The sequence below is a fragment of the Achromobacter sp. D7-1 genome (assembly GCF_059760445.1).
In genome coordinates, this window is the sequence record NZ_JCBAMT010000093.1 from 1 (window position 1) to 25,872 (window position 25,872).

At 67.1% G+C, this 25,872-nt stretch carries 21 protein-coding genes; 8 read left to right on the forward strand and 13 right to left on the reverse strand.

All coding sequences use genetic code 11. The features are described from left to right. Positions 1-54 precede the first annotated feature (54 nt). Together AC6LKD_RS27860 and tsaE are read right to left on the reverse strand one after the other, a co-directional pair. Positions 55-1,440 carry an N-acetylmuramoyl-L-alanine amidase gene (locus tag AC6LKD_RS27860; protein ID WP_454667971.1) on the reverse strand — a complete coding sequence of 462 codons (1,386 nt, stop codon included), beginning with the start codon at positions 1,438-1,440 and terminating at the stop codon, positions 55-57. Continuing rightward, entirely contained in the window at positions 1,368-1,907 is a 540-nt protein-coding gene (tsaE, locus tag AC6LKD_RS27865) for a tRNA (adenosine(37)-N6)-threonylcarbamoyltransferase complex ATPase subunit type 1 TsaE (RefSeq protein WP_492276027.1), read from the reverse strand. Before tsaE ends, AC6LKD_RS27860 begins: the two co-directional genes overlap by 73 nt. A 163-nt stretch (positions 1,908-2,070) precedes the next feature. On the opposite strand from tsaE, the gene fumC reads away from it, so the two are divergent. Next, positions 2,071-3,468, forward strand: coding sequence for a class II fumarate hydratase (gene fumC / locus AC6LKD_RS27870; protein ID WP_013391649.1), 1,398 nt, complete (start codon positions 2,071-2,073; stop codon positions 3,466-3,468). 67 nt (positions 3,469-3,535) lie between these two features. Here fumC and AC6LKD_RS27875 read toward each other — a convergent pair whose 3' ends face one another. Next, the gene (locus tag AC6LKD_RS27875; protein WP_492276028.1) at positions 3,536-4,435 is read right to left on the reverse strand and encodes an AEC family transporter; all 900 of its coding nucleotides are present in this window, start codon (positions 4,433-4,435) and stop codon (positions 3,536-3,538) included. A gap of 238 nt (positions 4,436-4,673) precedes the next feature. Between AC6LKD_RS27875 and AC6LKD_RS27880 the strand changes: the two genes are divergently transcribed. Next, on the forward strand, positions 4,674-5,666 hold the full coding sequence (locus tag AC6LKD_RS27880) for a tripartite tricarboxylate transporter substrate binding protein BugE (protein WP_492276029.1): 993 nt from the start codon (positions 4,674-4,676) through the stop codon (positions 5,664-5,666). A 90-nt stretch (positions 5,667-5,756) separates the two neighbouring features. Here AC6LKD_RS27880 and AC6LKD_RS27885 read toward each other — a convergent pair whose 3' ends face one another. Beyond that, positions 5,757-6,662 carry a LysR family transcriptional regulator gene (locus tag AC6LKD_RS27885; RefSeq protein WP_498118067.1) on the reverse strand — a complete coding sequence of 302 codons (906 nt, stop codon included), beginning with the start codon at positions 6,660-6,662 and terminating at the stop codon, positions 5,757-5,759. Between the two features lie 138 nt (positions 6,663-6,800). On the opposite strand from AC6LKD_RS27885, the gene ggt reads away from it, so the two are divergent. Continuing rightward, positions 6,801-8,558 (forward strand): gamma-glutamyltransferase, encoded by a 1,758-nt coding sequence (gene ggt, locus AC6LKD_RS27890; protein WP_498118068.1) that lies wholly within the window; start codon positions 6,801-6,803, stop codon positions 8,556-8,558. 12 nt (positions 8,559-8,570) lie between these two features. Here ggt and AC6LKD_RS27895 read toward each other — a convergent pair whose 3' ends face one another. From AC6LKD_RS27895 to AC6LKD_RS27905, 3 genes are read right to left on the reverse strand one after another with little or no spacing between them, the layout of a single operon-like run. Continuing rightward, positions 8,571-9,698 carry a CaiB/BaiF CoA transferase family protein gene (locus AC6LKD_RS27895; RefSeq protein WP_498118069.1) on the reverse strand — a complete coding sequence of 376 codons (1,128 nt, stop codon included), beginning with the start codon at positions 9,696-9,698 and terminating at the stop codon, positions 8,571-8,573. Positions 9,699-9,709: 11 nt separating this feature from the next. Beyond that, positions 9,710-10,699 carry a Bug family tripartite tricarboxylate transporter substrate binding protein gene (locus tag AC6LKD_RS27900; RefSeq protein WP_498118070.1) on the reverse strand — a complete coding sequence of 330 codons (990 nt, stop codon included), beginning with the start codon at positions 10,697-10,699 and terminating at the stop codon, positions 9,710-9,712. Positions 10,700-10,747: 48 nt separating this feature from the next. Continuing rightward, on the reverse strand, positions 10,748-12,448 hold the full coding sequence (locus AC6LKD_RS27905) for an acyl-CoA dehydrogenase family protein (RefSeq protein WP_498118071.1): 1,701 nt from the start codon (positions 12,446-12,448) through the stop codon (positions 10,748-10,750). Between the two features lie 125 nt (positions 12,449-12,573). On the opposite strand from AC6LKD_RS27905, the gene AC6LKD_RS27910 reads away from it, so the two are divergent. Together AC6LKD_RS27910 and AC6LKD_RS27915 are read left to right on the forward strand one after the other, a co-directional pair. Further along, the gene (locus AC6LKD_RS27910; protein WP_492276034.1) at positions 12,574-13,476 is read left to right on the forward strand and encodes a LysR family transcriptional regulator; all 903 of its coding nucleotides are present in this window, start codon (positions 12,574-12,576) and stop codon (positions 13,474-13,476) included. Positions 13,477-13,733: 257 nt separating this feature from the next. Then, positions 13,734-15,407: a SulP family inorganic anion transporter gene (locus tag AC6LKD_RS27915; RefSeq protein ID WP_498118072.1), complete on the forward strand. Its 1,674-nt coding sequence runs from the start codon at positions 13,734-13,736 to the stop codon at positions 15,405-15,407. Between the two features lie 56 nt (positions 15,408-15,463). On the opposite strand, the gene purU is transcribed toward AC6LKD_RS27915, so the two are convergent. The 6 genes from purU to AC6LKD_RS27945 form a co-directional block, all read right to left on the reverse strand. Next, on the reverse strand, positions 15,464-16,318 hold the full coding sequence (purU, locus tag AC6LKD_RS27920) for a formyltetrahydrofolate deformylase (protein ID WP_013391659.1): 855 nt from the start codon (positions 16,316-16,318) through the stop codon (positions 15,464-15,466). Between the two features lie 135 nt (positions 16,319-16,453). Continuing rightward, positions 16,454-17,563, reverse strand: a complete 1,110-nt coding sequence (locus AC6LKD_RS27925) for an NAD(P)/FAD-dependent oxidoreductase (protein WP_013391660.1) — start codon at positions 17,561-17,563, stop codon at positions 16,454-16,456. Beyond that, positions 17,560-18,084 carry a flavin reductase family protein gene (locus AC6LKD_RS27930; protein WP_498118073.1) on the reverse strand — a complete coding sequence of 175 codons (525 nt, stop codon included), beginning with the start codon at positions 18,082-18,084 and terminating at the stop codon, positions 17,560-17,562. Before AC6LKD_RS27930 ends, AC6LKD_RS27925 begins: the two co-directional genes overlap by 4 nt. 40 nt (positions 18,085-18,124) lie before the next feature. Then, a complete protein-coding gene (gene pdxH, locus AC6LKD_RS27935; RefSeq protein WP_498118074.1) occupies positions 18,125-18,754 on the reverse strand; it encodes a pyridoxamine 5'-phosphate oxidase in 630 nt (209 codons plus the stop codon). Positions 18,755-18,859: 105 nt separating this feature from the next. Beyond that, a complete protein-coding gene (locus tag AC6LKD_RS27940; RefSeq protein WP_041652293.1) occupies positions 18,860-19,522 on the reverse strand; it encodes a gamma-glutamylcyclotransferase in 663 nt (220 codons plus the stop codon). A gap of 2 nt (positions 19,523-19,524) precedes the next feature. Continuing rightward, complete coding sequence (locus AC6LKD_RS27945; protein WP_492276037.1) at positions 19,525-20,733, reverse strand: MFS transporter; 1,209 nt, start codon at positions 20,731-20,733, stop codon at positions 19,525-19,527. Positions 20,734-21,142: 409 nt separating this feature from the next. Here AC6LKD_RS27945 and AC6LKD_RS27950 point away from each other — a divergent pair, with 409 nt between their 5' ends. From AC6LKD_RS27950 to AC6LKD_RS27960, 3 genes are read left to right on the forward strand one after another with little or no spacing between them, the layout of a single operon-like run. Beyond that, on the forward strand, positions 21,143-22,327 hold the full coding sequence (locus AC6LKD_RS27950) for an efflux RND transporter periplasmic adaptor subunit (RefSeq protein ID WP_498118075.1): 1,185 nt from the start codon (positions 21,143-21,145) through the stop codon (positions 22,325-22,327). A 1-nt stretch (position 22,328) separates the two neighbouring features. After that, on the forward strand, positions 22,329-24,287 hold the full coding sequence (locus AC6LKD_RS27955; RefSeq protein WP_492276039.1) for a MacB family efflux pump subunit: 1,959 nt from the start codon (positions 22,329-22,331) through the stop codon (positions 24,285-24,287). Between the two features lie 5 nt (positions 24,288-24,292). Beyond that, positions 24,293-25,804, forward strand: coding sequence for an efflux transporter outer membrane subunit (locus AC6LKD_RS27960; RefSeq protein WP_498118076.1), 1,512 nt, complete (start codon positions 24,293-24,295; stop codon positions 25,802-25,804). Positions 25,805-25,872 lie beyond the last annotated feature (68 nt).

Consider the following 25,872-nt stretch of genomic DNA (forward strand, 5'->3'; position numbering starts at 1 on the left):
GCGTTGCGCCGTAAAGCGCAACGCCCTTTGTTCATGCGTCCGGCTGCCGCTGCTTCAGCTCACGTCGCCCAGCCGCGCCAGCGGCGGATTGGCGGTGAAGTAGCGCTGGATGCCCGTCATCATGGCCTGCGCCAGCTTGTCCTGGTGCGAAGTGCTGCGCAGCAGGGCTTCTTCCTGCGGATTGCTGATGAAGGCGGTCTCGACCAGCACCGAGGGAATGTCCGGCGCCTTCAGCACGGCGAAGCCGGCCTGTTCGACGCTGTTCTTGTGCAGGCGGTTGATCTTCTTGATTTCGTCCAGGAAGGCGTTGCCGACCTTGAGCGAATCGTTGATCTGCGCGGTGGTGGACAGGTCCAGCAGCACCTTGGCCACCTGGCGGTCGTGGCTGCCGAGGTTGACGCCGCCGATCAGGTCGGCCGCGTTTTCCTTGTCCGCCATCCAGCGCGCCTGGGCGCTGGTGGCGCCGCGCTGCGACAGCGCGAACACCGACGAGCCGTTGGCCGAGGGCTTGACCCAGGCGTCCGCGTGGATGGAGATGAATAGGTCGGCATGCACGCGGCGCGCCTTCTGCACGCGCACATGCAGCGGCACGAAGTAGTCGTCGTCGCGCGTGAGGTAGGCGCGCATGTAGGGCTGGCTGTCGATCAGCGCCTTCAGGCGCCGGGCGATGCGCAGCACCACGTCTTTCTCGCGCAGGCCGCTGCTGCCGATGGCGCCCGGGTCCTCGCCGCCGTGGCCGGGGTCCAGCGCGATGGTCAGCATGCGCTGCTTGCCGCGGCTGGCGGTGGCGGGCGGGGGCTTGGGCGCCGTGGGCAGCGGGGGCGCCGGCTGCTGGCCGCGCACGCGCGGCGGTTCGGGCGGATCGGCGCGGGCCACCGGGTTGCGCTGGATGTCCTCCAGGATGCGCGCCAGCGGGTCGTCCACGTCGGGGCCGCTCTGCTTGTTCAGGATCGCGATCAGCGGGTCCTGGGCGACCTTCGGATACAGGTCCAGAACCAGGCGGTACTGGTAGTCGGCCACGGGCTTGAGCGTGAACACCTGGGGCGCCACGGGCTGCTTCAGGTCGAACACCAGGCGCACCACGTTGGGGCGGTTCTGCGCCACCCGCAGGCTCTGGATGTAGGGGTCGTCCGGCCGGACCTTGGAAACCAGGTCGTTCAGCGCCGCGCTGATGGTCAGTCCCTCAATATCCACCACCAGGCGGTGGGGATTTTCGAGCGTGAACTGTTCGGCCTTGAGCTCGCTGTCGAGCTCCAGCGTGACGCGGGTGTATTCATCGGCCGGCCAGGTGCGCACGGCCAGGATCGTTGCCGCCTGCGCCAGGCGCGGCAGGACCGGCAAGACGAGCAGAGTGGCGGCGACGCTGATCAGGCGGCGCCGGGTGGCGCCTGCCGAGGGGAGGGCGCCGACTGGGGCGGGGGGACAATCGCGTTCAACCATGTTTGTCCTCGAGCGGTGTACGCGGTCAGGGTGGCGTCGCGTCCTTCGCCTGCATAGGCTAGGGAAATCAGCAGGTCGGGAGGGGGCAAAAGGCCCCCCGCCCGCTCCGGCCATTCGATCAAAACGACCGCTTCGTCACGCAGTAAATCCCGGAATCCTGCGTCCAACCATTCGCGCGAATCACTAAATCTATAAAAATCAAGATGATAGAAGTATAAGTTAGAAACTTTATAGGATTCAAGCAGCGCGTAGCTTGGACTTTTGATCCGGCCGGTGATGCCGCATTCCCGCAACAGGGCCCGCGTGAAGGCTGTTTTCCCCGCGCCCAGGTCTCCCTGGAGGTGTATGTGTCCCCCGGCCGGACCGGTCTGGCCGCCGGAAACCAGGGGCGCGAGCTGCCGCGCCAGCGATTCCGTGGCGGCTTCGTCGGGCAGGTGCAAGTTCAGGCTGCAAAGAGGGGCGGACATGGCGCGGGGCGAGTGGTAAAAATGGTGGAGGAAGCACGGATGTTTGCGCAATTATAGGAATGCGGGTTTCTGCTAACCTAGAATTGATTGTCATTCTCAACTTTCTCGCGACTGGCGCGCCGCCGCCAGCCGAAACCGACGTCGCCACGGAGTAGCACGCGCCATGAAGACCCGCATTGAAAAAGACACCTTTGGTCCCATCGAAGTCCCGGAAGATCACCTCTGGGGCGCCCAGACGCAGCGTTCGCTGCATTTTTTCGCGATTTCCACCGAAAAGATGCCGGTTCCGCTGGTCGAGGCGATGGCGCGGCTCAAGCGCGCGGCCGCCAAGGTCAATGCCGACCTGGGCGAGCTGGATCCGAAGATCGCCGACGGCATCGTCCGCGCCGCCGACGAAGTGATCGCCGGCAAGTGGCCCAATGAGTTCCCGCTGTCGGTCTGGCAGACCGGGTCGGGCACGCAAAGCAATATGAACATGAACGAGGTGCTGGCCAACCGCGCCTCGGAGCTGCTGGGCGGCGTGCGCGGCGAAGAGCGCAAGGTTCACCCGAACGACCACGTCAACCGCGGGCAGTCGTCCAACGACACCTTCCCGACCGCCATGCACGTGGCGGCCGCGGTGCAGGTCGAACATCATCTGCTGCCCTCGCTGAAGGCCCTGCGCGCGACGCTGGCGGCCAAGAGCGCCGAGTTTTATGACATCGTCAAGATCGGCCGCACCCACCTGCAGGACGCCACGCCCCTGACCCTGGGCCAGGAGCTGTCGGGCTATGTGGCCCAGCTGGACCTGGCCGAGCAACAGATCCGCGCCACCTTGCCGGGCCTGCACCAGCTGGCCATCGGCGGCACGGCGGTGGGCACGGGCCTGAATGCGCACCCGCAGTTCAGCGCCAAGGTCTCGGCCGAACTGGCGCATGCCACCGGCACCGCTTTCGTGTCGGCGCCCAACAAGTTCCAGGGCCTGGCCTCGCATGAAGCGCTACTGTTCGCGCATGGCGCGCTGAAGTCGCTGGCCGCCGGCCTGATGAAGATCGCCAACGATGTGCGCTGGCTGTCCAGCGGCCCGCGTTCGGGCCTGGGCGAGATCAGCATTCCCGAGAACGAGCCAGGCAGCTCGATCATGCCGGGCAAGGTCAACCCCACGCAATGCGAAGCCATTACGATGCTGGCCGCGCAGGTGCTGGGCAACGACGTAGCCATCAATATCGGCGGCGCCAGCGGCAATTTTGAACTCAACGTGTTCAAGCCGCTGGTGATCCACAACTTCCTGCAATCGGTACGCCTCCTGACCGACGGCATGGCCAGCTTCAACGAGCATTGCGCCGCCGGCATCGAGCCCAATCTCGAGCGCATCGCCGAACTGGTCGACCGTTCGCTGATGCTGGTGACGGCGTTGAATCCGCACATCGGCTACGACAAGGCCGCGCAGATCGCCAAGAAGGCGCACAAGGAAGGCCTGTCGCTGAAGGAATCGGCGCTGGCGCTGGGCTATGTGACCGAAGCGCAGTTCGCCGAATGGGTGGTGCCGGCATCCATGACCAACGCGCACAAGTCCTCGTAAAGAAGATCGCGCGGCGTATGAACAAAGACCGCTGCGGCGGTCTTTTTCATGGGTGGCGCAACGCCGTTTAACCGGTGCCGGTCAGCATCAGCCACAGCGGTATCGTCAGCGCCGACAACAGCGTGCCCAGCGATATCAGCACCGCCACCATGCGGCCGTCGCCACCCATGCGCATGGCCAGCACATAGGCCGCGGACGCGGTGGGCAGGGCCGCGAACAGCAGCAGCATCTGCGATTCCAGCGGCGGCAGCGCCAGCACATGCGCCACCAGCAGGGCCACGGCGGGCAGCGCCGCCAGCTTGACCGCGAGCATCCAGGCGATCAGCGCGCCATGGCCCTTGCCGCCCTCCCAGGAGAGGCTGGCGCCCACGCAGATGATGCCCAGCGCGATGGCCGCCGCGCCCAGCCGCGCGAGAGCCGTGTCCAGCGGGCCCGGCAGGTGCAGGCCGGCAAGGTTGCAGGCCAGGCCGGCCAACGTGGAAATGACCAAGGGATTGCGGGCCAGTTCGCGCAGCAGGTTGCCGCCGCTATGGCGGGCCAGGCCGTAGACCGCGGCCATGTTGGCCATGGGCACGGCGAAGCCGACGATCAGCGCCATAACCGTCTGGCCTTGGGCGCCGCCCAGGCTGGCCGACAGCGCCAGGCCCAGATAGGTGTTGAAGCGGTAGCCGCATTGCGCGGACGAAGCCAGGCTCAGCGAGGATGGCCGCAGCACCCAGCGCGCCAGCCACGTCAGCGCGACGCCGGCCGCGATGATGGCCGCGGAGGCCTGCAGCAGCACAGCGGCGTTGCCGACGGTGATGGGGGTGCGCAGGATGGACTGGAACAGCAGCGCGGGGAGCAGGACGAAGTAGACCAGCCGCTCGGTGCCGGCGAAGAATTCGCGGGAGAAATTCAGTTTGTGACGCAGCGCCCAACCCAGCGCAACCAGCATGAAATCAGGGAAAACCAGAAGGGCTACCGACATGGACAAGTACGTATTTGATGCGCGTCAGACGGGGATCGCTGCGCTATGCGTCTGTAAGTATTTGCTGCTATTCTCCGTCATTCTGGCGGGCGCGTGTGCCACAAGCAACCTATAAAAAGTGCTCTCCCTGCGCACAGAGCATGCGTCCACCACCGTTAATTGCGGACCTGTCCACAGGCAGGCGCATCACACAACGGTCCGTATACACACGGGCTCGCATATTGGAGGAAACACACCTATGAATAAAGTCCGCTCCCTGGCTGTGGCGATCGCCCTGGCCACCGGCGCTGCCGGCACCCTCGGCGCCTCCGCCGCCCTCGCTGCCGACAAGTACCCGAGCAAGCCGATCCGCGTCATTGTTCCGTTCGCGCCCGGCGGTTCCACCGACATCATCGCGCGCCTGGTGACGCAGCGCATGAGCCAGGAACTGGGCCAACCCATGGTTGTGGAAAACAAGGGCGGCGCTGGCGGCGCCATCGGCGCATCCGAAGCCGCGCGCGCCGATGCCGACGGCTACACGCTCTCCATCGCCACCGTGTCGACGATGGCCGTGAACCCGGCTTGCCGTCCCAACGACCTGCCCTACGATCCGATCAAGGATTTCCAGCCGGTCACCAACTTCGCCAACACCGCCAATGTGGTGGCCGTGAACCCGAAGTTCCCCGCCAAGGACTTCAAGGGCTTCCTGGAAGAACTGAAGAAGAATCCGGGCAAGTACTCCTACGGCAGTTCGGGCACCTGCGGCGTGCTGCACCTGATGGGCGAATCGTTCAAGATGGCGACTGGCACGGACATCGTGCACGTGCCGTACAAGGGTTCGGGCCCGGCCGTGGCTGACGCCGTCGGCGGCCAGATCGAAATCCTGTTCGACAACCTGCCCTCGTCGATGCCGCAAATCCAGGCGGGCAAGCTGCGCGCCATGGCCATCGCGTGGCCGACCAACATCGAGGCCATCAAGGACGTGCCGACGTTCAAGGATGCCGGCTTCCCGGTGCTGAACCAGCCGGTCTGGTATGGTCTGCTGGCGCCCAAGGGCACCCCGATGGAAGTCGTGAACAAGCTGCGCGACGCTGCCGTCGTGGCCCTGAAGGACCCCAAGGTCATCAAGGCGCTGGACGATCAGGGCTCGGCGCCGTCGGGCAATACGCCGGAAGAATTCGCCAAGGAAATCAAAGAGCAGTATGACTGGGCGAAGGACGTCGTGAAGAAGCAGAACATAAAGCTGGACTGATGTCGCACGGGGCGGGCGTTACCTGCCCCCGTCTGCAAATGATGACGGGCGCCTTCGGGCGCCCGTCGTGTTTTGTGCACAAGCCCTGCGTCAGGCCGCGGCGTCGAGTCCGGCCTGCAGCGCCTCGCAAGCGGCGCGCAGGCGCTCGATGAGGTCGCGGTGCAGCGCGGAAAGCGGATCCTGGTTGCGCACCATGATGCTGATCGGCACGCGCAACGCGGGGTCCAGCCGGCGCAGGTTCATGCCGGGGCGCAGCATCGCCTGCCCGGTGATCGCGTCCACGATGGCGTCGCCGCAGCCCGCGTCGACCAGCGCGCAGGCCACGTAGTGGGTCTGTACCTGGATGGCGACCTGCGGATCCAGGCCCTGCGCGTCCAGCGCCATCTGCAACAGCGCGCCGGACGCGTCGGCCGCGTCCAGCACGATCAGCGTATCGCCCGCCATGGACGTCAGCTCCGCCAACGGCAGCGGACCCGTGCCGGGCTTGCGGCTCAGGTGCACCAGTTCGGTGTGGCCCAGTCCCATGCGGGTCAGGCCCGGATAGTCGTTGGTGTCGAAGGTGATGGCCAGGTCCAGTTCCCGCGTCAGCAGCCCCTGCACCAGCTCGCTGCTGTGATGCGTGTGGATGTCGAAGGTGATGCCAGGCTGCGCCGCGCGGCTGTCGCGCACCACGCCGGGCAGCAGTCCCAGGCCCAGCGCCGGCGCGCAGCCCAGGCGCAGGTGGCCGTTGGGATGGTCGCGCAAGCTGGCGGCCAGCCTGCGCACGCTGTTGAGGTCCTGGTTCAGGCGCGCGACCTCGGGCGTGAGGATCTCGGCTTCGCGGGTGGCGACGAGCCGGCCCTTCACTCGCTCGAACAGCTTGAAGCCCAGTTGCGCCTCGGCATGCGCCAGCAGCTTGCTGGCCGCGGGCTGCGAGATATGCAGCGCGGCCGCGGCCTCGGTCAGGGATCCGGTACGGCGGATCGCTTCGAAAATCTCGATGTGGCGCAAACGCATGGCACGGTGGGGACGGTGGGCGGAAACCGCGATTCTAAGCCGGATGCGGCCAGGGGGCGGGAGCTGCGCCGCGACAGCCGCCGGCGCCTTGACTATCATGAACCCCTGCCGGACAGCCGGCGCACACCGGAGCCCTCCATGCGAGCACCTCGTCATGCCGCCGCCCTCCTGCTTGCCGCCGCGCTCGCGGCCATGCCTGCCGCATGGGCGCGCACGCCGCAAGCCGTCGAAGATCTGAACCCCGAAGCCGCCAGCGGCACGCAGACGCGTCAGTTGGTGCGGGCGCCGCATTTCATGATGGCCTCGGCCAATCCGCTGGCGACGCAGGCCGGCGACGCGATGCTGCGCCGGGGCGGCAGCGCGATGGATGCGGCTATCGCTAGCCAGCTGGTGCTGAACCTGGTGGAACCGCAATCGTCCGGCATAGGCGGCGGCGCCTTCATGGTGGTGTATTCGGCCCAGAGCGGCCGCATCCAGACCTATGACAGCCGCGAGACCGCGCCTGCCGCGGCCCAGCCGCAGCGTTTCCTGGATCCGGACGGCAAGCCGGTGCCCTTTGCCCGCGCCGTCAATAGCGGCCTGGCGGTGGGCGTGCCGGGCCTGCTGCGCGGGCTGGAGTTGGCGCACAAGGAGCAGGGCGTGTTGCCCTGGGCCGACCTGTTCCAGCCTGCGATCCGGCTGGCCGAGCAGGGCTTCCCCGTGTCGCCCCGCCTGCACAAGCTGCTGGCAGGCAACAAGGAGTTGCGCGCGCAAGCCGCGGCCGCAGCCTATTTCTACGCGCCTGACGGCACCCCGTGGCCGGTGGGCCATGTGCTGAAGAACCCCGAATTCGCGCGTACGCTGCGCGCAGTGGCCGAACGAGGCGCCGACGCGTTCTATCAGGGCGCCATCGCCGCGGACATCGTCGCAGCCGTGCGCGGCCATGCCGTGCCGGGCGACCTGACCCTGGCTGACCTGGCCGGCTATCGCGCCAAGACGCGCGATCCCGTCTGCGGCGCCTATCGCGGCTATCAGCTGTGCGGCATGGGACCGCCCAGCAGCGGCCCGATCGCCGTGTTGCAGATGCTGGGCGAACTGGAACAGTTTCCGCTCGCCAGCTACAAGCCGGGCAGCCTGGAGGCGGTGCATTACTTCTCCGAGGCCGGCCGGCTGGCGTTCGCCGACCGCGACTTCTATGTGGCCGATCCGGACTTCGTGCGGGTGCCGGTGCGCGCCATGCTGGACCCGGCTTATCTGCGCGCGCGCGGCGCCTTGATCCAGCCGGACCGCAGCATGAAGGTGGCGCTGCCCGGCGATCCGGAAGGCAAGCTGCTGTCGCTGGGCAAGGACGATGCGCTGGCATTGCCCTCGACCAGCCACCTGGTGGCGGTGGATGCGCAAGGCAATGCCTTGAGCATGACAACCACCATCGAGAACGAGTTCGGCAGCAAGATCTTCGTGCGCGGCTTTTTGCTGAACAACGAGATGACGGACTTTTCCTCGTCGTACAAGGATCCCGAGGGCCGTCTCGTCGCCAACCGTATCGAGCCGGGCAAGCGCCCGCGCAGTTCGATGGCGCCGATGATCGTGCTGCGCGACGGCAAGCCCTATCTGCTGGTGGGGTCGCCGGGTGGCAGCGCCATCATCAACTACGTGGCCAAGACCATCGTGGGGGTGCTGGACTGGGGCCTGGACATCCAGGCGGCCATCGATCTGCCCAACATGGGCAGCCGCAACAAGGAGACCGAACTGGAGAAGGGCACCGCGCTGGAGGCGTTGGCGCCTGGGCTCGAGCGCATGGGGCACCCGGTGCGGATACTCGAGTTTCCCAGCGGCATCCACGGCATCGTGATCGACGCCGGCGGCTTGCAGGGCGGCGCCGACCCGCGCCGCGAAGGCGTCGCCCAGGGCGGCTGATGTTGCGCGGGCTTACTCGCCGGCGTCGGCGGAGCGCAGCGCCGGCGGCAGCTTGCGCAGCGTGGCCGGGGTGCGCGACAGCTTGATCGGCGAGCCCACGCCACGATAGTCGCCTTGCTCCAGCACCATGCCGCGATGTCGGGTGTGTGGATGCGCCAGCGCCTGGTCCACGGTCTGCACGGCGGCCGCGGGTACGCCGCAACGTAGCAGGCGGTCGGCCAAAGCGGCGGCGTCGTGGTTCGCGAGCAGCGCGGACAGGTCGTCGCGCAGGGCCTGGCGGTTGCGCAGGCGGTCGGCGTTGGTGGCATAGCGCGCATCCTCGGCCAACCCCGGTGCCTCCAGCGTTTGCGCCAGCTGCGCGAACTGGCGGTTGTTGCCGACCGCCAGGAAGATCGGGCCGCTGGCGGTGGGCAGCGTTTCGTAGGGCGCGATGTTTGGATGCGCGTTGCCGCTGCGTGCGGGCACCTTGCCGCTGTAGAAGTAATTGGGCGCGTGCGGATGCAGCAGCGACAAGGCGCAGTCGTACAGCGTGATGTCCAGGAACTGCCCCAGGCCGCTGCGCGTGCGCTCGTTCAAGGCCAGCAGGATGGCCACGGCCGCGTTCAAGCCGGTCACCATGTCCACCACCGGCAGGCCGACGCGGGTGGCGTCGCCGTCCGCGTCGCCGTTCACGCTCATCAGGCCGCACATGGCCTGGGCGCAGGCGTCGTAGCCGGGCAGGCCGCCCAGCGGCCCGTCCGCGCCGAAGCCGCTGACCCGGCAATGGATCAGCGCGGGGAAGTCGCGGCTCAGCGTGTCGTATCCCAGGCCCCATTTCTCCAGCGTGCCGGGCTTGAAGTTCTCCACCAGCACGTCGGCGTCGGCCAGCAGGTGGCGCAGCAGCTCCTGGCCCGCGGCCTGCGACAGGTCCAGCGTCATGCCGTCCTTGTTGCGGTTCACGCCGATGAAATAGGACGCCGTGTCGCCCAGGAAGGGCGGCCCCCAGCCCCGCGTCTCGTCGCCGCCGGGCGGCTCGATCTTCAGCACGTCGGCGCCGTGGTCGGCCAGGATCTGCGTGCAATAGGGGCCGCCCAGCACGCGCGACAGGTCTATCACTTTGCAGCCGGCCAGGGCGCCGGCGTTGGGCAGGGTTGCAGCCATGTGGGGTCCGTTCAGTCGATGGAAACGTGGGCGCTCTTGATCAGGTCGCGCCATTTGGGCACTTCGGCCGAGATGAAGGTGGCCAGGCCCTGCGGCGTCTGGTCCTGGGCCTCGACGATGCCCTGGCTGCGCAGCGTCTGCGCGACCTCGGGATCGGACAGCGCGGTCTTGAAGGCGTGGTTCAAAGTGTCCACCACATCAGGGGGCGTGCCCTTGGGCGCCACGATGCCGAAGAACACGCTGACGTCGTAGCCCTTGAGTCCCTGCTCGGAAAGCGTGGCCAGGTCAGGCAACGCATCCGAGCGCTGGGCGCTGGCCAGGCCGATGGCGCGCAGCTTGCCCGCCTTGATGTAGGGCAGTGCGGTGAGGATGTCGGTGAACGACATCGACACCTGCCCGCCCAGCAGGTCATTGAGCGCCGGACCCGTGCCCTTGTAGGGAATGTGCATGATCTGGGTGCCGGCCATGTTGTTGAAAAGGATGCCGGCCAGATGCGACGAGGCGCCGTTGCCCGAAGAGGCGTAGCTCAGCTTGTCCGGGTTCTTCTTGGCGTAGGCAATGAGCTCCTGCGCGTTGTTGGCCGGCACCGACGGGTTCACCACCAGGATGTTGGGCAGGTGGCCGATGCGGATGATGGGCGCGAAGCTGGTCTCGGGGTTGTAGCCCTGCTTCTTGTACAGGCTGACGTTGATCGCCAGCGGGCCGGAGGTGCCGAACAGCAGGGTGTAGCCGTCGGGCTTGGCCGTGGCGACGTATTCGGAACCGATGTTGCCGCCTGCGCCGGCGCGGTTTTCGACGATGACGTTCTGGTTCAGCGGCTGGCGCAGCTTGTCGGCCAGCCGGCGCGCCAGGGCGTCGGTGGGGCCGCCGGGCGGGAAGGGCACGATCAGCGTCACGGGCCGCGCCGAAGGGTAGGCCTCCGCGGCCAGTGCGGGCGCGGTCGGGGCGATGGCGGCGGCGGCCGCGGCCGCCAGCAGCCAGGGGGCGAGGGTTCGGGTCATGGTTGTCTCCAGTGGGTTGCGCGCCGGCTGTGCCGCCGGCGTCGGTTTTTACAGCGCGTATTGCAGGATGGTCCGGCACGCCACGCTTTCGTCGGCCGGGATGGCATAGGGATCGCGCGGGCCGAGGCGGTGCTGTAGCACCTGGTCGGCCAGCAGCGCGCGGCTTTCGAGGCCGGGTTCGGTGGCTTCCCAGCGCAGGGCGGCCATGGATACCGCGTGGTACAGCAGCGAAGCCGCCTGGCGCGCCAGTTCGGGACGGTCGGCCTGCGCGGCGTGCTCGGCCAGCGCATAGGTCTGTTCCAGGGCGCGCGCTTGCAGCTCGGCCAGCTCGGGCGGGCAGGGACGGCCCTCGGCCAGCAGGCTGTCGATGTGGCTGCGCAGCGCCGGCAGCGAGTTTTCCTTGTTGATCGCGCGCAGCACGTCCAGCGCCACGATATTGCTGGTGCCTTCCCAGATGGAGCCCAGATGGGCATCGCGCACCAGCCGCGGTTCGGTCCATTCCTCGATGTAGCCGCAGCCGCCGCGCACTTCCATGGCGTCGCCGGTCACCTTGCGGGCATCGCGGCAGGCGCGGAACTTGATCAGCGGCGTGAGGATGCGCGCCAGCGCCGGATCAGCCACGCCCTGGTCCGCGCCGGCCAGGGCGCGCGCCGTCTGGAACATCACGCTGCGGGCCTGTTCGGCCCAGACCGTCATCTTGACCAGCTGGCGCTGCATCAGCGGCATGTCGATCAGGCGTTTGCCGAAGGCGCGCCGGTGCTGCGAGACGTAGACCGCCTCGGTCACGGCGCGGCGCATCAGGCCGGCGGCGCGCATGCCGTTGGACAGGCGCGAGTTGTTGATCATGTCGGCCATGTGCTTGAAGCCGCGGCCGCGTTCGCCCACCAGCCAGGCTACCGCGCCTTCCAGGCGGATTTCGCCGCTGGCCATCGAGCGCGTGCCCAGCTTGTCCTTCAGGCGCAGGATGCGGTAGTGGTTGTGGCTGCCGTCGGCCAGGTCGCGCGGCAGCAGGAACAGCGACACGCCCTTCAGGCCGGGCTGGGCTTCGCTACGCGCCAGCACCATGGCGTAGCCCGCGTCCGGGTTGGAGCAGAACCACTTGTCGCCGTGGATCAGCCAGGTGCCGTCGTCCTGAGCAGTGGCGGTGACCTCGGTGGCGCTGACGTCCGAACCCGCGCCCTGTTCGGTCATGAACATGGCGCCCTGGCGCAGCGTGTCGAAATCCTGCGAGGTCACCTCGGGCAGGACCCGCTCGACCAGCTCCGGGTCGCCGAACTTGCGCAGCGTGCGGGCCAGCGAATCGGTCATGCTGACCGGGCAGCACAGGCCGAATTCCGCCTGCACGAACAGATGGCTGAGGGCGTATTTGGCGGCCGCGGGCATGGGCTCGGGCCAGCCCAGCACGCCGCCGCGGTGCGACAGCGCGGCCAGGCCGAACTCGCTGTAGGCCAGGCGTTCCAGTTCGACATAGGCGGGGTGCTTGTCGATGCGCGACTCGTCGGCGCCGGCGCGGCTGCGCACGGACAGGGTGGGCGGGTGCTTGTCGGCGGTGGCGGCCAGTTCGTCCATGACGCCGCCGGCCAGCGCGCCCAGGCGCTCCAGGTGGGGCAGCAAATGGGCATGCAGCGCGGCCGGCAGGTAGCGCCGGCTCAGCGCCTCGGCGTAAGGATCGGCGCTGAACAGATTCTGTCCGCGCGAATCCGGGACGGGAGTGGCGGCGCTGGGCGCGGTCTTGACGGGGGTATCCATGGCGGCATCCTGCTGAAGACGGGAACGATGCCTGTGATGGTGCTGGCATGGATTAATCTATACAAATACTGTTTTTGTGTAGAACAATCCAAAAAAAGTATGGATTGAAGTCGCGGGGGAGACAAATGGACCTGGATCCGCGCTTGTTGCGCTATTTCATTGCCGTCGCCGAAGAGCGCCATTTCAGCCGCGCGGCCACGCGGCTGCACATTTCCCAGCCGCCGCTCAGCTACGCCATTCGGCAGCTGGAGGACAACGTCGGCGCGCGCCTGCTGACGCGCACCAGCCGCCACGTGGAGCTGACCGACGCCGGCCAGGTGCTGTATCGCGAAGCCCTGACGCTGCTGCGCCAGGCGGAAGAGGTGCGCACGCTGGTGCAACGCGTGGACGCGGGCCTGCGCGGCCGGCTGCGCATCGGTTTCGTGGGCTCCATGCTGTACCGCGGCCTGCCGGCGCTGCTCAACGCCATGCGCGCCGAACTGCCGGACGTGGAGCACGTGCTGACCGAGCTGAATTCCCATGACCAGATCGAGGCCGTGCGCCGCGGCGAGCAGGATCTAGGCTTCATCCACGCCAATCCGGTGCCTAACGGCGTGCTGGCGCGCGACCTGATGGCCGAGCCCTTCATGGTGTGCTTGCCGCAGGCGCATCCGCTGGCGGGGCGGGACGTCTTACGGCTGGCGGAGCTGGCGGCGGACGATTTCGTCTTCTTCGCCCGGGCGGCCTCGCCGAGCTATTACGAGACGGTGCTGTCCATGTGCGTGTCGGCGGGCTTCATGCCTGTGATCCGGCACGAGGTGCGGCATTGGCTGAGCGTGGCGTCGCTGGTGTCGCAGGGGCTGGGCGTGTCCATCGTGCCGGCCTGCCTGTCGCGCAGCGGGCTGGCGGGGACGCGCTTCATCGCTTTCGAGCACGAGGCCCGCTCGCTCAGCCAGATGATCTGGCGCGAGGCCGCACGCACGCCGCTGCAGGAAAAAGCGGTGGAAATGGCGGCGCGGCATGACTGGGATAGCCTCGAAACGCCATGAAGCGCGCATTGCGGGTAGGCAGAACCCGCCCGAAGGCTTATCGTTAGCGGTATCCCGGCGCCGCCAGTATCCGGCCAGGGATGGAACCGTTTGCACACGAACGAACGCGAATTCCGGGTTTTAGCCATGTCCTACCGACCAGTCCTGCCGCTGACGCGCCGCAGGCGTTTCATCACCAGGCTGCGCCACTGCGGCCCTCCGGCGAAGTACTGAACCCCACAGCAGGGCGTTTCGGTTCCACTTCTCCGGAGTCTTTCGTGGAAATTCCTTTTTCGTTTCGGCCGCGTCTTTTTGACGCGTTGCGCGGTTACGACCGTGTCCGCTTGGCGCAGGACCTGGGCGCGGGGCTTACCGTTGCCGTGGTCGCGCTGCCGCTGGCCATGGCGTTCGCCATCGGGTCGGGCCTCAAGCCCGAGGCCGGCCTCTTCACTTCCATCATTGCGGGCTTCCTGGTCGCCTTGCTCGGCGGCAGCCGGGTGCAGATCGGCGGGCCGGCGGGCGCCTTCATCGTCATCGTCTACGACATCGTGCAGCAGTACGGCGTGGCCAACCTGATCATCGCCACGGCGCTGTCCGGCGTGCTGCTGTTTGTGATGGGGCTGCTCAGGCTGGGCACGCTGGTGCGTTTCATCCCGGTGGCGGTGATCATCGGCTTCACCAATGGCATCGCGGTGCTGATCGCGCTGTCGCAGGTCAAGGATTTCCTGGGCCTTGCGATTCCCAAGATGCCGGGCGACTTCTTCGGCATCCTGGGCGCGCTGGGCAGCCATCTGTCCACGCTCAACCCCTGGGCCGCCGGCGTGGCGCTGCTGTCGCTGGCCGTGATCGTCGGCTGGCAGCGCTGGCTGCCGGCATGGGGCGGCCGGCGGACGGCAGGGCTGGCCCGCGTGCCGGGCTCCATCGTCGCGCTGGTGCTGGCGACCGCGGCGGTGGCCGTATTCGGCCTGCCGGTGGAAACCATAGGCAGCCGCTTCGGCGGCATACCGGCGGCGCTGCCGGACTTCACCTTGCCGGCGTTCAGTTGGGAATCCGCCAGGTTCCTGCTCATGCCCACCATCACGCTTGCCGCGCTGGGCGCCATCGAGTCGCTGCTGTGCGCGCGGGTGGCCGACGGCATGATAGGCGACCGGCACGATCCCAATCAGGAGCTGATGGCCCAGGGCATCGCCAACTTCGTCACGCCTTTCTTCGGCGGCATGCCGGCCACGGGCACCATTGCGCGCACCGTGACCAATGTGAAAAGCGGCGCCACCAGCCCAGTCGCCGGCATGGCGCATGCGCTGGTGCTGCTTGCGGTGATGTTGGCGGCCGCGCCCTTGGCGGCCTCGATACCACTCGCGACGCTGGCGGCCATCCTGATGTTCGTGGCCTGGAACATGGGCGAATGGCGCGAGTTCGCCCGGCTCAAGACCTACCGTTTGCCGTACCGGGTCACGCTGGTGTCGGTGTTCCTGCTGACGGTGGTCTTCGATCTGACGGTGGCGGTGGAGTTCGGCATCTTCGCGGCCTGCCTGACCTTCATCTACCGCATCTCCAGCCTGTCGCGCGCCGAACGCATCACGGCCGCGGAGCAGCCCCTGCTCGCCGGGCAGGACGGCAAGATCGCTGTCTGGCGCCTATACGGCACGGTCTTTTTCGGCGCCACCAAGCTGGTGGAATCGCTGGAAGACCGCCTGCCTGCCCGCGCGCTGGTACTCGATCTGAAGAACGTGATCTACGTCGATTCGACCGGCGCCGAAGCGCTCGAAGGACTCAACAAGGCGTGCGAGACGCGAGGGGTGACGCTGATCGTTTCAGGCTTGATGGGGCAGCCGATGGACATCGTGCGCCGCATCGGCCTGTACCAGCGGCTGCAGGGCCATCTGCAACCCGACGTGGCGAGCGCCACGGTGGCTGCCCTGGCCGTGGCGCAGGCGGAGGAGAGGTCCTAGGCGGCGCGCGCGCCGCCCTAGTCGCGAGGGGCCGCCTGATGGCGGCCCCCCTGCTTTTAGCGGAAGACGACGGTCTTGTTGCGGTTGAGCAGGATGCGGTGCTCGACGTGGCTGCGCACGGCGCGCGACAGCACCAGGGACTCGATGTCGCTGCCCACCTGGGTCAGGTCCTGCGCGGTCATCGTGTGGTCCACGCGCTCGATGTCCTGGTCGATGATGGGGCCTTCGTCCAGGTCCGAGGTGACGTAGTGGGCGGTGGCGCCGATGATCTTGACCCCGCGCGCATGCGCCTGGTGGTAGGGGCGCGCGCCCTTGAAGCTGGGCAGGAAGCTGTGGTGGATGTTGATGGCGCGGCCATTCAGCGCGCGGCACATGTCTTCCGACAGGATCTGCATGTAGCGGGCCAGCACCACCAGGTCGATGCCTTCCTTCTCGACCAGGGCCAGCACCTGCTGTTCCTGCTGCGCCTTGGTGTCGGCGGTAACCGGCAGGTGGTGGAACGGGATGCCGTAGGACGCCGCCAGGCTGGCATAGTCGTTGTGGTTCGACACGATGGCGGCTACTTCGGCGTGCAGATGGCCGCTGTGCACGCGGAACAGCAGGTCGTTCAAGCAGTGGCCTTGCTTGCTGACCATGATCAGCAGGCGTTCCTTGCGGCGGGCGTCATGCAGCTTCAGCTCCATGCCGTACTCGGCGGACATGCCATCCAGCCGTGCGCGCAGGTCGTCCGCGGACACGGCGGCGGGCACGTCGAAGTGCACGCGCAGGAAGAAGCGGCCGGTCTCTTCATCGCCGAACTGCTGCGAATCCAGGATGTTGCAGCCCAATTCGAACAACAGGCCGCTGACGCGGTACACGATGCCCGTGCGGTCGGGGCAGGACAGGGTCAGGATGTAGTCGTTGTGCTGCATGGTTCAGGGAAGAGGAGAGAAGGAGAAAAGGGTGATGGCAGTGTAGAGCCCTCCCGCCGGGCCGCCCCAAGGGAGGGCAGCCCCCTCGGGGGGCAGCAAGCACGCGCAGCGTGTGCGGCGTGGGGGCTATCCGGCTTATCCATTCAGGCGGGCCAGCGTCTCTTCGGCCAGGGCCAGGCTGGAGGTCAGCCCGGGGGATTCTATGCCGAACAGGTTCACCAGGCCGGGCACGCCATGCGCGGCCGGACCGGCGATGACGAAGTCGGCCGCCGGTTCGTGAGGGCCGGAGATCTTGGGCCGGATGCCGGTGTAGCCCGGCGCCAGGGCGTCGTCCGGCAGGGCCGGCCAATAGCTGCGCACGGCCTCGTAGAAGACCTCGGCGCGAGCCGGGTCCAGCGTGTAGTCTTCGGTGCCGACCCATTCGGTGTCGGGGCCGAACTTGGCCTGGCCGCCCAGGTCCAGCGTCAGGTGCACGCCCAGGCCCGCATGCTGCGGCACCGGGTAGATCAGGCGCGAGAACGGCGCGCGGCCGGACAGCGTGAAATAGCTGCCCTTGCACAGGTAATCGGTGGGGATGCTGGATGCCGGCAGGCCGTCGATGCGGCGCGCCAGCGCCGGCGCGTGCAGGCCGGCCGAATTGATCAGCACGTTACAGCTCAGGGTCATGCCTTCATCGCCGCCGAACTGCAGCTCGAAACCGCCCTCGGGGCGGACCCGGCCGGACACCAGCGGCGTGTGGAAGACGCACTGGGCGCCCGCGTTCTCGGCGTCGCCCTGGAACGCCAGCATCAGCGCATGGCTGTCGACGATGCCGGTGGACGGCGAGGACAGCGCCGCAGTGCAGCGCAGCGCCGGCTCCAGGCGCATGGCGTCCTCGCCGGAGATGAACTGCAGGTCGTCCACGCCGTTGGCGCGGGCGCGCTGGGCGATGCCCTCCAGCTGTGCGGCCTGTTCCGTGGTGGTGGCGACGATGAGCTTGCCCAGCCGCTTATAGGGCACGCCGCGCTCGGCGCAATAGGAATACAGCAGGTGCTTGCCGCGCACGCAGAGGCGGGCCTTGAGGCTGCCCGCCGGGTAATAGATGCCGGCGTGTATGACTTCCGAATTGCGTGAACTGGTGCCGGTGCCGATAGCCTCGGTGGCTTCCGCCACCAGCACCTCGCGTCCGGACTGGGCCAGCGCGCGCGCGACCGCCAGGCCGACCACGCCCGCGCCGATGACGACGCAATCCACATCCACGCTCATGGTGCTTTCCTTTCCGAACGTGCACCGGCCGGGGTCAGGTCGAAACCGCCGGCATGGAACACCAGCGGCGGCTCGCCGCTATGGCCGCAGCGTTCCACTTCGCCCACCATGATGACGTGGTCGCCCTCGACATAGCGGCTGCGGTTGTGGCATTCGAACCAGGCGGCGCAATGGCCGTCCAGCATGGGCGTGCCGCCCGGCGCGTGATGCACCGTCAGTCCGGCGTAGCGGTCCGGCGTCTTGCCGGTGGCGAAGCGGCGCGCCAGCGCGATCTGCTCCGAACCCAGCACGTTGACGACATAGCGCTCGCACTGCTCGAAGGCGGCCAGCGACGACGAGCTGCGCGACAGGCTCCACAGCACCAGCGGCGGATTCAGCGACACGGAGTTGAAGGAGCTGACCGTCAGCCCGATGGGCGCGCCATCGAGGTCGGCGGCCGTGACGACGGTCACGCCCGTGGCGTAACGGCCCAGCGCGGTGCGGAAAAAGGCAGCGTCAAAATCAGGGGAGGAGGCGGTCATGCAATCGTTGGTTGGGGGCGGGCGCGCGCGGCGCCCGGCATCAAGGCGACAGACGTTCGATCTTCCAGCCCTGGCCGTCCGCGACATAGCGCAGGCGGTCATGCAGGCGTGAAGGCCTGCCTTGCCAGAATTCGAAGGCGGTGGGCTTCAGGCGGTAGCCGCCCCAGTGCGGCGGGCGCGGCGGCTGTTCGCCGAAGCGCTCGCGGAACTCCTGTTCGCGGGCTTCCAGCTCTTCACGGGTGATGGGCTGGCTCTGGCGCGAGGCCCAGGCGCCGATGCGCGAACCGGCGGGCCGGCTGTGGTAGTAGGCGTCCGACTCGTCGTCGGCCACTTTTTCGACCACGCCTTCGATCCGGACCTGGCGTTCCAGCGGCTGCCAGAAGAACAGCAGGCCGGCGCGGGGCTCGGCCTGCAGGTCCAGGCCCTTGCGGGATTCGTAATTGGTGAAGAACGTGAAGCCGCGCTCGTCAAAGCCCTTGATCAGGACGATGCGCGCACTGGGCTGGCCGGTGGCGTCCACCGTGGCCAAGGTCATGGCGTTGGGCTCGGGGACCTTGGCGGCCAGGGCCTCGTCGAACCAGCGGGTGAATTGCTCGAACGGGGAGGCCGCGGCCTGGCCTTCGAGCAGCACGTTCTTGTCGTAGCTTTGACGCAGATCAGAGACGGACATGGGGCTAGTAGTTCAGCGTTGATAACAAGGAGTTTATACCGCCTGGGAGGCGGTACCCTTATTGACCCCGCTCAGGGCGCAGGCAAGATTTTCCGGGCGCGCGCCTCAGGCGCCTTCCGGCAGGACATGCCCGTCCAGCTCCAGCCGGCGCGCGATGGCGTCCAGGCGGGCGTCATGGATGCCCGCGGCGCGCAGCGCCTGGGCGGTCTGCACCACGTATTCGGTGCAGGGGCCGTAGCGTCCTGCGGCCCGGCGCACGATGGCCAGCAGCTCGGGCTCGGGCAGGGCGCGGATGTAGGCCGGGTTGTCCCGGTTCATGATGAAAACCAGCGCCCGGACGGTGCCGGTCTCGGTGCTGCAATTGATCCAGCGCGGCAGGTAGGCGCCAGTGGACATTTCCCGCTCCCAGAGCGCCGGGAAATAAGTCGGCACCTGCTGGCCTGCCAGGCGGTAGACCACCCCCCGGCAGGAGCCGCCGCGGTCCAGGCCGAACACCAGGCCCGGGCATTCCGGAGTGCCGCGGTTGACTCGCGACCACAGGCACAGCGCCCGATGGTGGCCGCGCAGGGTCGCCAGCCGGCGCTCCACGAAGTCGAAATCGGGGCGCCAGATCAGAGAGCCGTAGCCGTATACCCACACGTCTTCGCCAGATTGCCAGTGGCGCAGGGCCTCGTCCAGCGATTCCTGCCGCTCTTGCGGAGTCCAGAGGCGAAAGGGCAGGCTGGCGCCGGCGTTGCCGGCGGCGGGAGGAGAGGACTGCATGTTCACGGCTACGGTTTACGGTCGGATTCGATCGGGGGATTGCGGTTGGCCCAGCCTCCGGCCATCAGGGCCACGGAATAGGCCCAGAAGAGCGGGGCAACGCCAATTACCGCACCGAGCGCGCCGAAGGTCAACGGCAGGGAGACCTGGGATCCGTTGATCAGGGCCATCCGCAGGCCCACCGCTTCGGCGGCGCGGCCCGGTGGGGAATGCTGGTGCAGCAGGGACAGCATGCTCGGTTGGCAGCAGCCCAGGGCCAGTCCAAGGATGAACGACAGCACGATCAGGACGGTAACGTCGGTAAACATCGGGTAAAACATGAAATCGATAGCGGCGGTCGCCATCGCTACCCGCACCAGCGTCCAGGACCGCACGCGGCGCTGGATAAGCGGCAATATCAAGCGGATGACGAAAGTTGCCGCCGCGAAGGACGCAAGAATGACGCCGATCGTGGTGGCCGACAGGCCGATGGCAACGCCGAAGATCGGCACCACGAACAAGTGCGTATCCCAGGCCCCGGACAAAATGGTGTTGACCATCAGGATGCGGCGCAGGGCCGGCACTGCCAGTAATTCGGCAACGCGCCGCTTTTCGGCCTCTTTTTTGCCGGATAGCTGCGAATCCACCGCCTTCAATTGGTGGCGCAAGGCATAGAGTCCCCCCGCTGAGAGCAGTGGGCCGAGGGTCAGCAGGCCGAAGGCCATGCGCGTGCCGAGGTGGTCGATCGCCAGGCCGGCGATCAGCGGCCCCGAAAATCCGGACCCCGCCAGCGCCAGCGACATGAAGGAAAAATTGCGCAGCCGTTGCGCCGGTTCGGCATGGCCCAGCAGGTCTTGCGTGGCGACCTGATGCAGCATGAAGCCGATACCGATGCAACAGGACGCAATAAGCAGGGCGAACTGGGTCTGGGATATGAAGGGCAACGCGGTGCCTGCCGCGACCAGGGAAGTGCCGATGACCAGCGGCCGCACGATGCCGACCCGGTCGACCCAGCGGCCGGCGCGGACCGAGAACAGCATCGGCAGCACCGCGAACACCGCGACCAGCGTGCCGACCTTGAAGGTCGACAACCCCATTTGCAGCGCGGTGAGCGAGACAGTTATCCGTCCCCCTGTAAGCGCCACATGATTCATCATGGCCAGGAGGCACAAAAGCACCGCCCCGGAAAACTCCGGGGAACCAGGTGACGAAGAGGGGGATCTATGAGAAGTGGACACGGATACGGCTTAACTGCGTTCATTCTGGCCATATCGTCGCCCTATGTCGAGGCGAGGCTGTTCCGCAGCGCCGCAAACAGATATTGGCGCCAATCGCACGATAGCGGTCATCTAGGGGTGAAGTCGCATGTTTATTGCGCAAGATGGCGGCACGTTCGCCGCATCTGCGGGCAAGGGGTTTGATGGGCGCCGGACAAAGCGTTGTATCGTTCATGCAACGGAACAATCGGGCGGGCCTTGACGTTCCGCCCCGCTTTACTGTTTTTCACCGTTTCGCCACAGATCGTCGATGGTTCTGGCGGGCGAGACGTTTAGGATGAGCAGGCATCGTGGGCAAGATCGCTTGCCTGGTCCGCAATTCGCAATACCGGCGCCGGCCCGATAGCCGGCGCCACATCCGGCAGGTTCAATGAAAAAGTCCCGCAGCAAGTTCAAGCGCTACTCCCTGATCGCTGTTTTGCTCCTGTTAGCCGTGTTCGGCGTGCGCGCCGCGTTTTTTTCCGCGCCGCCGCCGCCGACTTTCGCCGTGGCCGAAGTCACCCGCGCCAATCTTGAGGATAGTGTCCTGGCCAGCGGCACCATAGACGCCATTGAGCGCGTCAGTGTGGGCGCGCAGGCCACCGGCCAGTTGAAATCCCTGAAAGTGGCGTTGGGCGACCGCGTCAAGAAGGGCCAGTTAGTCGCCGAGATCGACGACATGACCCAGCAGAACGAACTGCGCAACGCCGAGGCCGCCCTGCAGACCCGGCGCGCCGAGCGGGCCGCCAAGGTCGCCATGCTGAAGCAGGCCGAGCTTGCCTTCCGCCGCCAGCGGCAGATGTTGGCGGCCGACGCCAGCTCGCGCGAGTCCTATGAGAGCGCCGAGGCCACGCTGGGGGTGACCCGCGCCGAAATCGCGTCGTTGGACGCGCAGATCGCGCAAGCCGAGATCCAGGTCGACACCGCCCGCGTCAATCTGGGCTACACCCGCATCGTTTCGCCCATCGACGGCATGGTGGTGGCGGTGGTCACCAAGGAAGGCCAGACCGTCAACTCGATCCAGAGCGCACCCACCATCATCAAGGTGGCCCAGGTCGACACCATGACCATCAAGGCGCAGATCTCGGAAGCCGACGTCACCCGCGTGAAGCCGGGCCTGCCGGTGTACTTCACCATCCTGGGCGAGCCCGACGAGCGCTACCGCGCGCAGCTGCGCGCGGTGGAACCGGCGCCGGACTCGGTGCAGAAAGACGACGCGACGGCTTCCCTGACCGGTTCGGCCAGCGGCAGCTCCACCACCGCCGCGGTCTACTACAACGGCCTGTTCGACGTGCCCAACCCGGACGAGAAGCTGCGCATCTCCATGACCGCCCAGGTCTTCATCGTGCTGGGCGAAGCCAAGGACACCGTCGTGGTGCCGGCCTCGGCGCTGGGCAAGCGCGGCGAAGACGGCCGCTACGCCGTGCGCGTGGTCCTGAAGGACAACAAGACCGAAACGCGCCAGGTCCGGATCGGCATGAACAACAACGTCCAGGCGCAGGTGCTGGAAGGGCTGGAGGTGGGCGAGCGCGTCGTGGCGGCGGACGCCGCGCCGGCCGTGGCGCCGGGGGCCTGACATGAGCGGGCCTCTGATCTCGCTGACGGGCGTGCGCCGCGAGTTTCCCGCGGGCGAGCAGACCATCGCGGTTCTCAAGGACATCAACCTGACCATCGAGGCCGGCGAGATGGTGGCGATCGTGGGTGCGTCCGGTTCGGGCAAGTCCACGCTCATGAACATCCTGGGCTGCCTGGACCGGCCGACCCGCGGCGAGTACCGGGTTGACGGGCGCAGCACGGGCGAGCTGGATCCGGACGAACTGGCTGAATTGCGCCGCGAACATTTCGGCTTCATCTTCCAGCGCTATCACCTGCTGTCCGACCTGACGGCGCAAGGCAACGTCGAGGTTCCGGCGGTGTATGCCGGCAAGCAGCGCGAGGCGCGCCTGGCGCGCGCCGACGAACTGCTCAAGCGGCTGGGCCTGGGCGACAGGTCCAGGCACCGTCCCGGCCAGCTGTCCGGCGGCCAGCAGCAGCGCGTGAGCATCGCGCGGGCGCTGATGAACGGCGGCGACATCATCCTGGCCGACGAGCCGACGGGCGCGCTGGACACGCACACCGGCCAGGAAGTGCTGCGCATCCTGGAAGAACTGAACGCCGCCGGCCACACCATCATCATCGTCACGCACGATATGAACGTGGCCCGCCATGCCCAGCGCATCATCGAGATCAGCGACGGCGAGATCGTCGCCGACAAGCGCAACCCCGATGCGCCGCGGACCGAGCGCATCAAGGAAGACGCGCCGGCGCTGGCCGCGAGGCCCGTCTGGCAGGCCTATCTGGACCGTTGCCGCGAGGCGCTGCGCATGGCGCTGCTGGCCATGAACGCGCACCGGCTGCGCACCTCGCTGACGATGCTGGGCATCATCATCGGCATCGCGGCCGTGGTGTCGGTGGTGGCCCTGGGCGAGGGCTCGCGCCGCAAGATCCTGGACGACATCAGCGAAATCGGTACCAACACGGTGGAGATCTTTCCCGGCAAGGATTTCGGCGACGAGAAGGCCGTCAACATCCGCACCCTGGTGCCGGCCGATGCCGATGCCTTGGCGCGAGAATCCTATGTGGACAGCGTCACGCCGGAAGTTTCCACCAGCAACACGCTGCGCTACCGCAACGTGTCGGTGAACGGCGTGATACAGGGCGTGGGCGAGCAGTATTTCCGCGTGCGCGCCATCAAGCTGGCCCAGGGCAAGTTCTTCGACGAAACCAGCGTGTTGCGGCGCGCCCAGGAAGTGGTGATCGACGACGCCACCCGGCGCAAGCTGTTCGGCTCGCATACCGAACCCATCGGGCAGGTGGTGTTCCTGGGATCGATGCCGGCGCGCGTGATCGGGGTGACGCAGAAGAAGGACACCGTCTTCGGCAGCAACGACACGCTGAACGTGTGGGTCCCCTATACCACCGCGCTGTCGCGCGTGCTGGGCCAGCAGCATCTGAAGAGCATCACGGTGCGCGTCAATGACGCTTCGCCGCCCGCCGCGGCGGAACAGGCCATCGTGCGCGTGCTGACGCGGCGCCACGTGACCAAGGATTTCTTCGTGTTCAACACGGACGCGATCCGCAAGACCATCGAACGCACCACCGCCACCATGACTTTGCTGGTGTCCATGATCGCGCTGATCTCGCTGATGGTGGGCGGCATCGGTGTGATGAACATCATGCTGGTGTCCGTGACCGAGCGCACCCGCGAGATCGGCGTGCGCATGGCGGTGGGCGCGCGGCGCAGCGACATCATGCAGCAGTTCCTGATCGAAGCGGTGCTGGTGTGCCTGATCGGCGGCGCCATCGGCATCGTCCTGTCGCTGGGGCTGGGCGTGCTGGTGTCCAAGGCCACGCGCGGTTCGTTCCAGATGGTTTATTCCACGGCATCGATGGTGGCGGCATTCAGTTGCTCGACCTTGATCGGTGTGCTTTTTGGCTATTTGCCGGCGCGCAATGCGGCGCGCCTGGATCCCGTCGAGGCCTTGGCCCGGGAATGAGGAAGATGAAAGCGGTTTCCCCGATCTGCAAACCTGCCGTCCTGGCCTTGCTGCTGGCCCTGGGCGGCTGCGGCAGCCTGCTGCACACCGACTTCGAGCCGCCGTTGACCTCCACGCCCGCGGCCTGGTCCCATGCGCCGGCTGGCAGCGGCCAGCCTGGGCCGCTGGCCGATGGCGGCGAGTGGTGGCGCAACTTCAGCGATCCTACGCTCAACGGCCTGGTCGATGCCGCACTGGCGCGCAACAACGATCTGGCCGCCGCCGCGATCCGGGTGCGCCGGGCCCAGTACCAGGCAGGGATTACCGAGGACAAGCTGTTGCCGCAACTGGGCGGCAGCGCCGATGTGACGCGCAACCGCAATCTGTACGGCGATCGAGCTATCTCCCGGACCAATGCGGCGCAGCTCACCGTCAGCTACGAAGTAGACCTGTGGGGCAAGCTGTCCAGCCAGCGCGACGCGGCGCAATGGGACGCGCTGGCGACCGAGCAGGACCGCCAGAGCGCGGCGCTGTCCCTGGTGGGCACCACCGCCACGCTGTACTGGCAGACCGCCTTCATCAACCAGCGTATCGCCAGCAGCGCCGAGAGCATCGCCTACGCGCGCAAGACGCAGGACCTGGTGCGGGCGCAATACGCGGCGGGCGGCGCGTCGGCGCTGGAGATGGCCGAGGCCGAACAGACCGTAGCCAGCCAGGAGGCCGCGCACGCGCTGCTGGTGCAGCAGCGGGTGGAATACGCGAATGCGCTGGCCATTCTGTTCGACGGCCCGCCGGACCGCATGATGGCCGATCCCGCACGGCTGCCGCAGTATCCGCTGCCGCAAGCCCGCGCCGGCGTGCCAGCGGAACTGCTGGGCCGCCGCCCGGACCTGCGCGCCGCCGAGCTGCGGCTGCGCCAGTCCCTGTCCACGGTCGACGCGACCCGCGCCAGCTTCTATCCGCCGTTGACGCTGACCGGCGCGTTGGGAAGTTCGAGCCCGACGCTGTCCGATGTACTCAAGAACCCGGTCGGTTCGCTGGGCGCGGCGCTGACGCTGCCGTTCCTGCAATGGAACCAGATGCAGCTCAACATCAAGATCTCCAAGGCCGACTACGAAGAGCGCGTGGTGAACTTCCGGCAGGCGCTGTACCAGGCGATGGCGGATGTCGAGAACGCCTTGTCGAATCGCACGCAGCTGCGCTTGCAGGGCGAGCAGCTGGACGCGTCGTTGAAGGCGGCGCGCGAGGCTGAGCGGCTGTACGAAGTGCGCTATCGGGCGGGGGCGGTGCCGTTGAAGGACTGGCTGGATGCGCAGGAGAAGCGGCGGGTGGCTGAGGTTTCCCGGGATGAGAATATGTTGAATCGGTTGGTGAATCAGGTGACGGTTTATCAGGCGCTTGGTGGGGATGATGATGGTCGAGGCGGTTCGGGAGTTGCTGCTGGCGTTGCGGCGGGGTTTTTTGCCGCCGTCCTTTTTATACATCTTCCCGCCCCCGCGACAGAGGGAACCCTCTCGTATGCCGGTCTTTTCTTGTAAAAAAAAAACAAAATTAAACCTGTAAATTCGATTTCTTTTTGATCTGAGATTGTAGCATATCCTGCGAT

Bases quoted from the DNA above. Each gene is read 5' to 3' on its own strand.
- AC6LKD_RS27900 (WP_498118070.1), bottom strand. From the start codon at position 10,699: ATGACCCGAACCCTCGCCCCCTGGCTGCTGGCGGCCGCGGCCGCCGCC.
- purU (WP_013391659.1), bottom strand. From the start codon at position 16,318: ATGCAGCACAACGACTACATCCTGACCCTGTCCTGCCCCGACCGCACG.
- AC6LKD_RS27880 (WP_492276029.1), top strand. From the start codon at position 4,674: ATGAATAAAGTCCGCTCCCTGGCTGTGGCGATCGCCCTGGCCACCGGC.
- AC6LKD_RS27885 (WP_498118067.1), bottom strand. From the start codon at position 6,662: ATGCGTTTGCGCCACATCGAGATTTTCGAAGCGATCCGCCGTACCGGA.
- fumC (WP_013391649.1), top strand. From the start codon at position 2,071: ATGAAGACCCGCATTGAAAAAGACACCTTTGGTCCCATCGAAGTCCCG.
- AC6LKD_RS27905 (WP_498118071.1), bottom strand. From the start codon at position 12,448: ATGGATACCCCCGTCAAGACCGCGCCCAGCGCCGCCACTCCCGTCCCG.
- AC6LKD_RS27930 (WP_498118073.1), bottom strand. From the start codon at position 18,084: ATGACCGCCTCCTCCCCTGATTTTGACGCTGCCTTTTTCCGCACCGCG.
- AC6LKD_RS27860 (WP_454667971.1), bottom strand. From the start codon at position 1,440: ATGGTTGAACGCGATTGTCCCCCCGCCCCAGTCGGCGCCCTCCCCTCG.
- AC6LKD_RS27950 (WP_498118075.1), top strand. From the start codon at position 21,143: ATGAAAAAGTCCCGCAGCAAGTTCAAGCGCTACTCCCTGATCGCTGTT.
- AC6LKD_RS27895 (WP_498118069.1), bottom strand. From the start codon at position 9,698: ATGGCTGCAACCCTGCCCAACGCCGGCGCCCTGGCCGGCTGCAAAGTG.
- tsaE (WP_492276027.1), bottom strand. From the start codon at position 1,907: ATGTCCGCCCCTCTTTGCAGCCTGAACTTGCACCTGCCCGACGAAGCC.
- AC6LKD_RS27925 (WP_013391660.1), bottom strand. From the start codon at position 17,563: ATGAGCGTGGATGTGGATTGCGTCGTCATCGGCGCGGGCGTGGTCGGC.
- pdxH (WP_498118074.1), bottom strand. From the start codon at position 18,754: ATGTCCGTCTCTGATCTGCGTCAAAGCTACGACAAGAACGTGCTGCTC.
- ggt (WP_498118068.1), top strand. From the start codon at position 6,801: ATGCGAGCACCTCGTCATGCCGCCGCCCTCCTGCTTGCCGCCGCGCTC.
- AC6LKD_RS27910 (WP_492276034.1), top strand. From the start codon at position 12,574: ATGGACCTGGATCCGCGCTTGTTGCGCTATTTCATTGCCGTCGCCGAA.
- AC6LKD_RS27875 (WP_492276028.1), bottom strand. From the start codon at position 4,435: ATGTCGGTAGCCCTTCTGGTTTTCCCTGATTTCATGCTGGTTGCGCTG.
- AC6LKD_RS27955 (WP_492276039.1), top strand. From the start codon at position 22,329: ATGAGCGGGCCTCTGATCTCGCTGACGGGCGTGCGCCGCGAGTTTCCC.
- AC6LKD_RS27960 (WP_498118076.1), top strand. From the start codon at position 24,293: ATGAAAGCGGTTTCCCCGATCTGCAAACCTGCCGTCCTGGCCTTGCTG.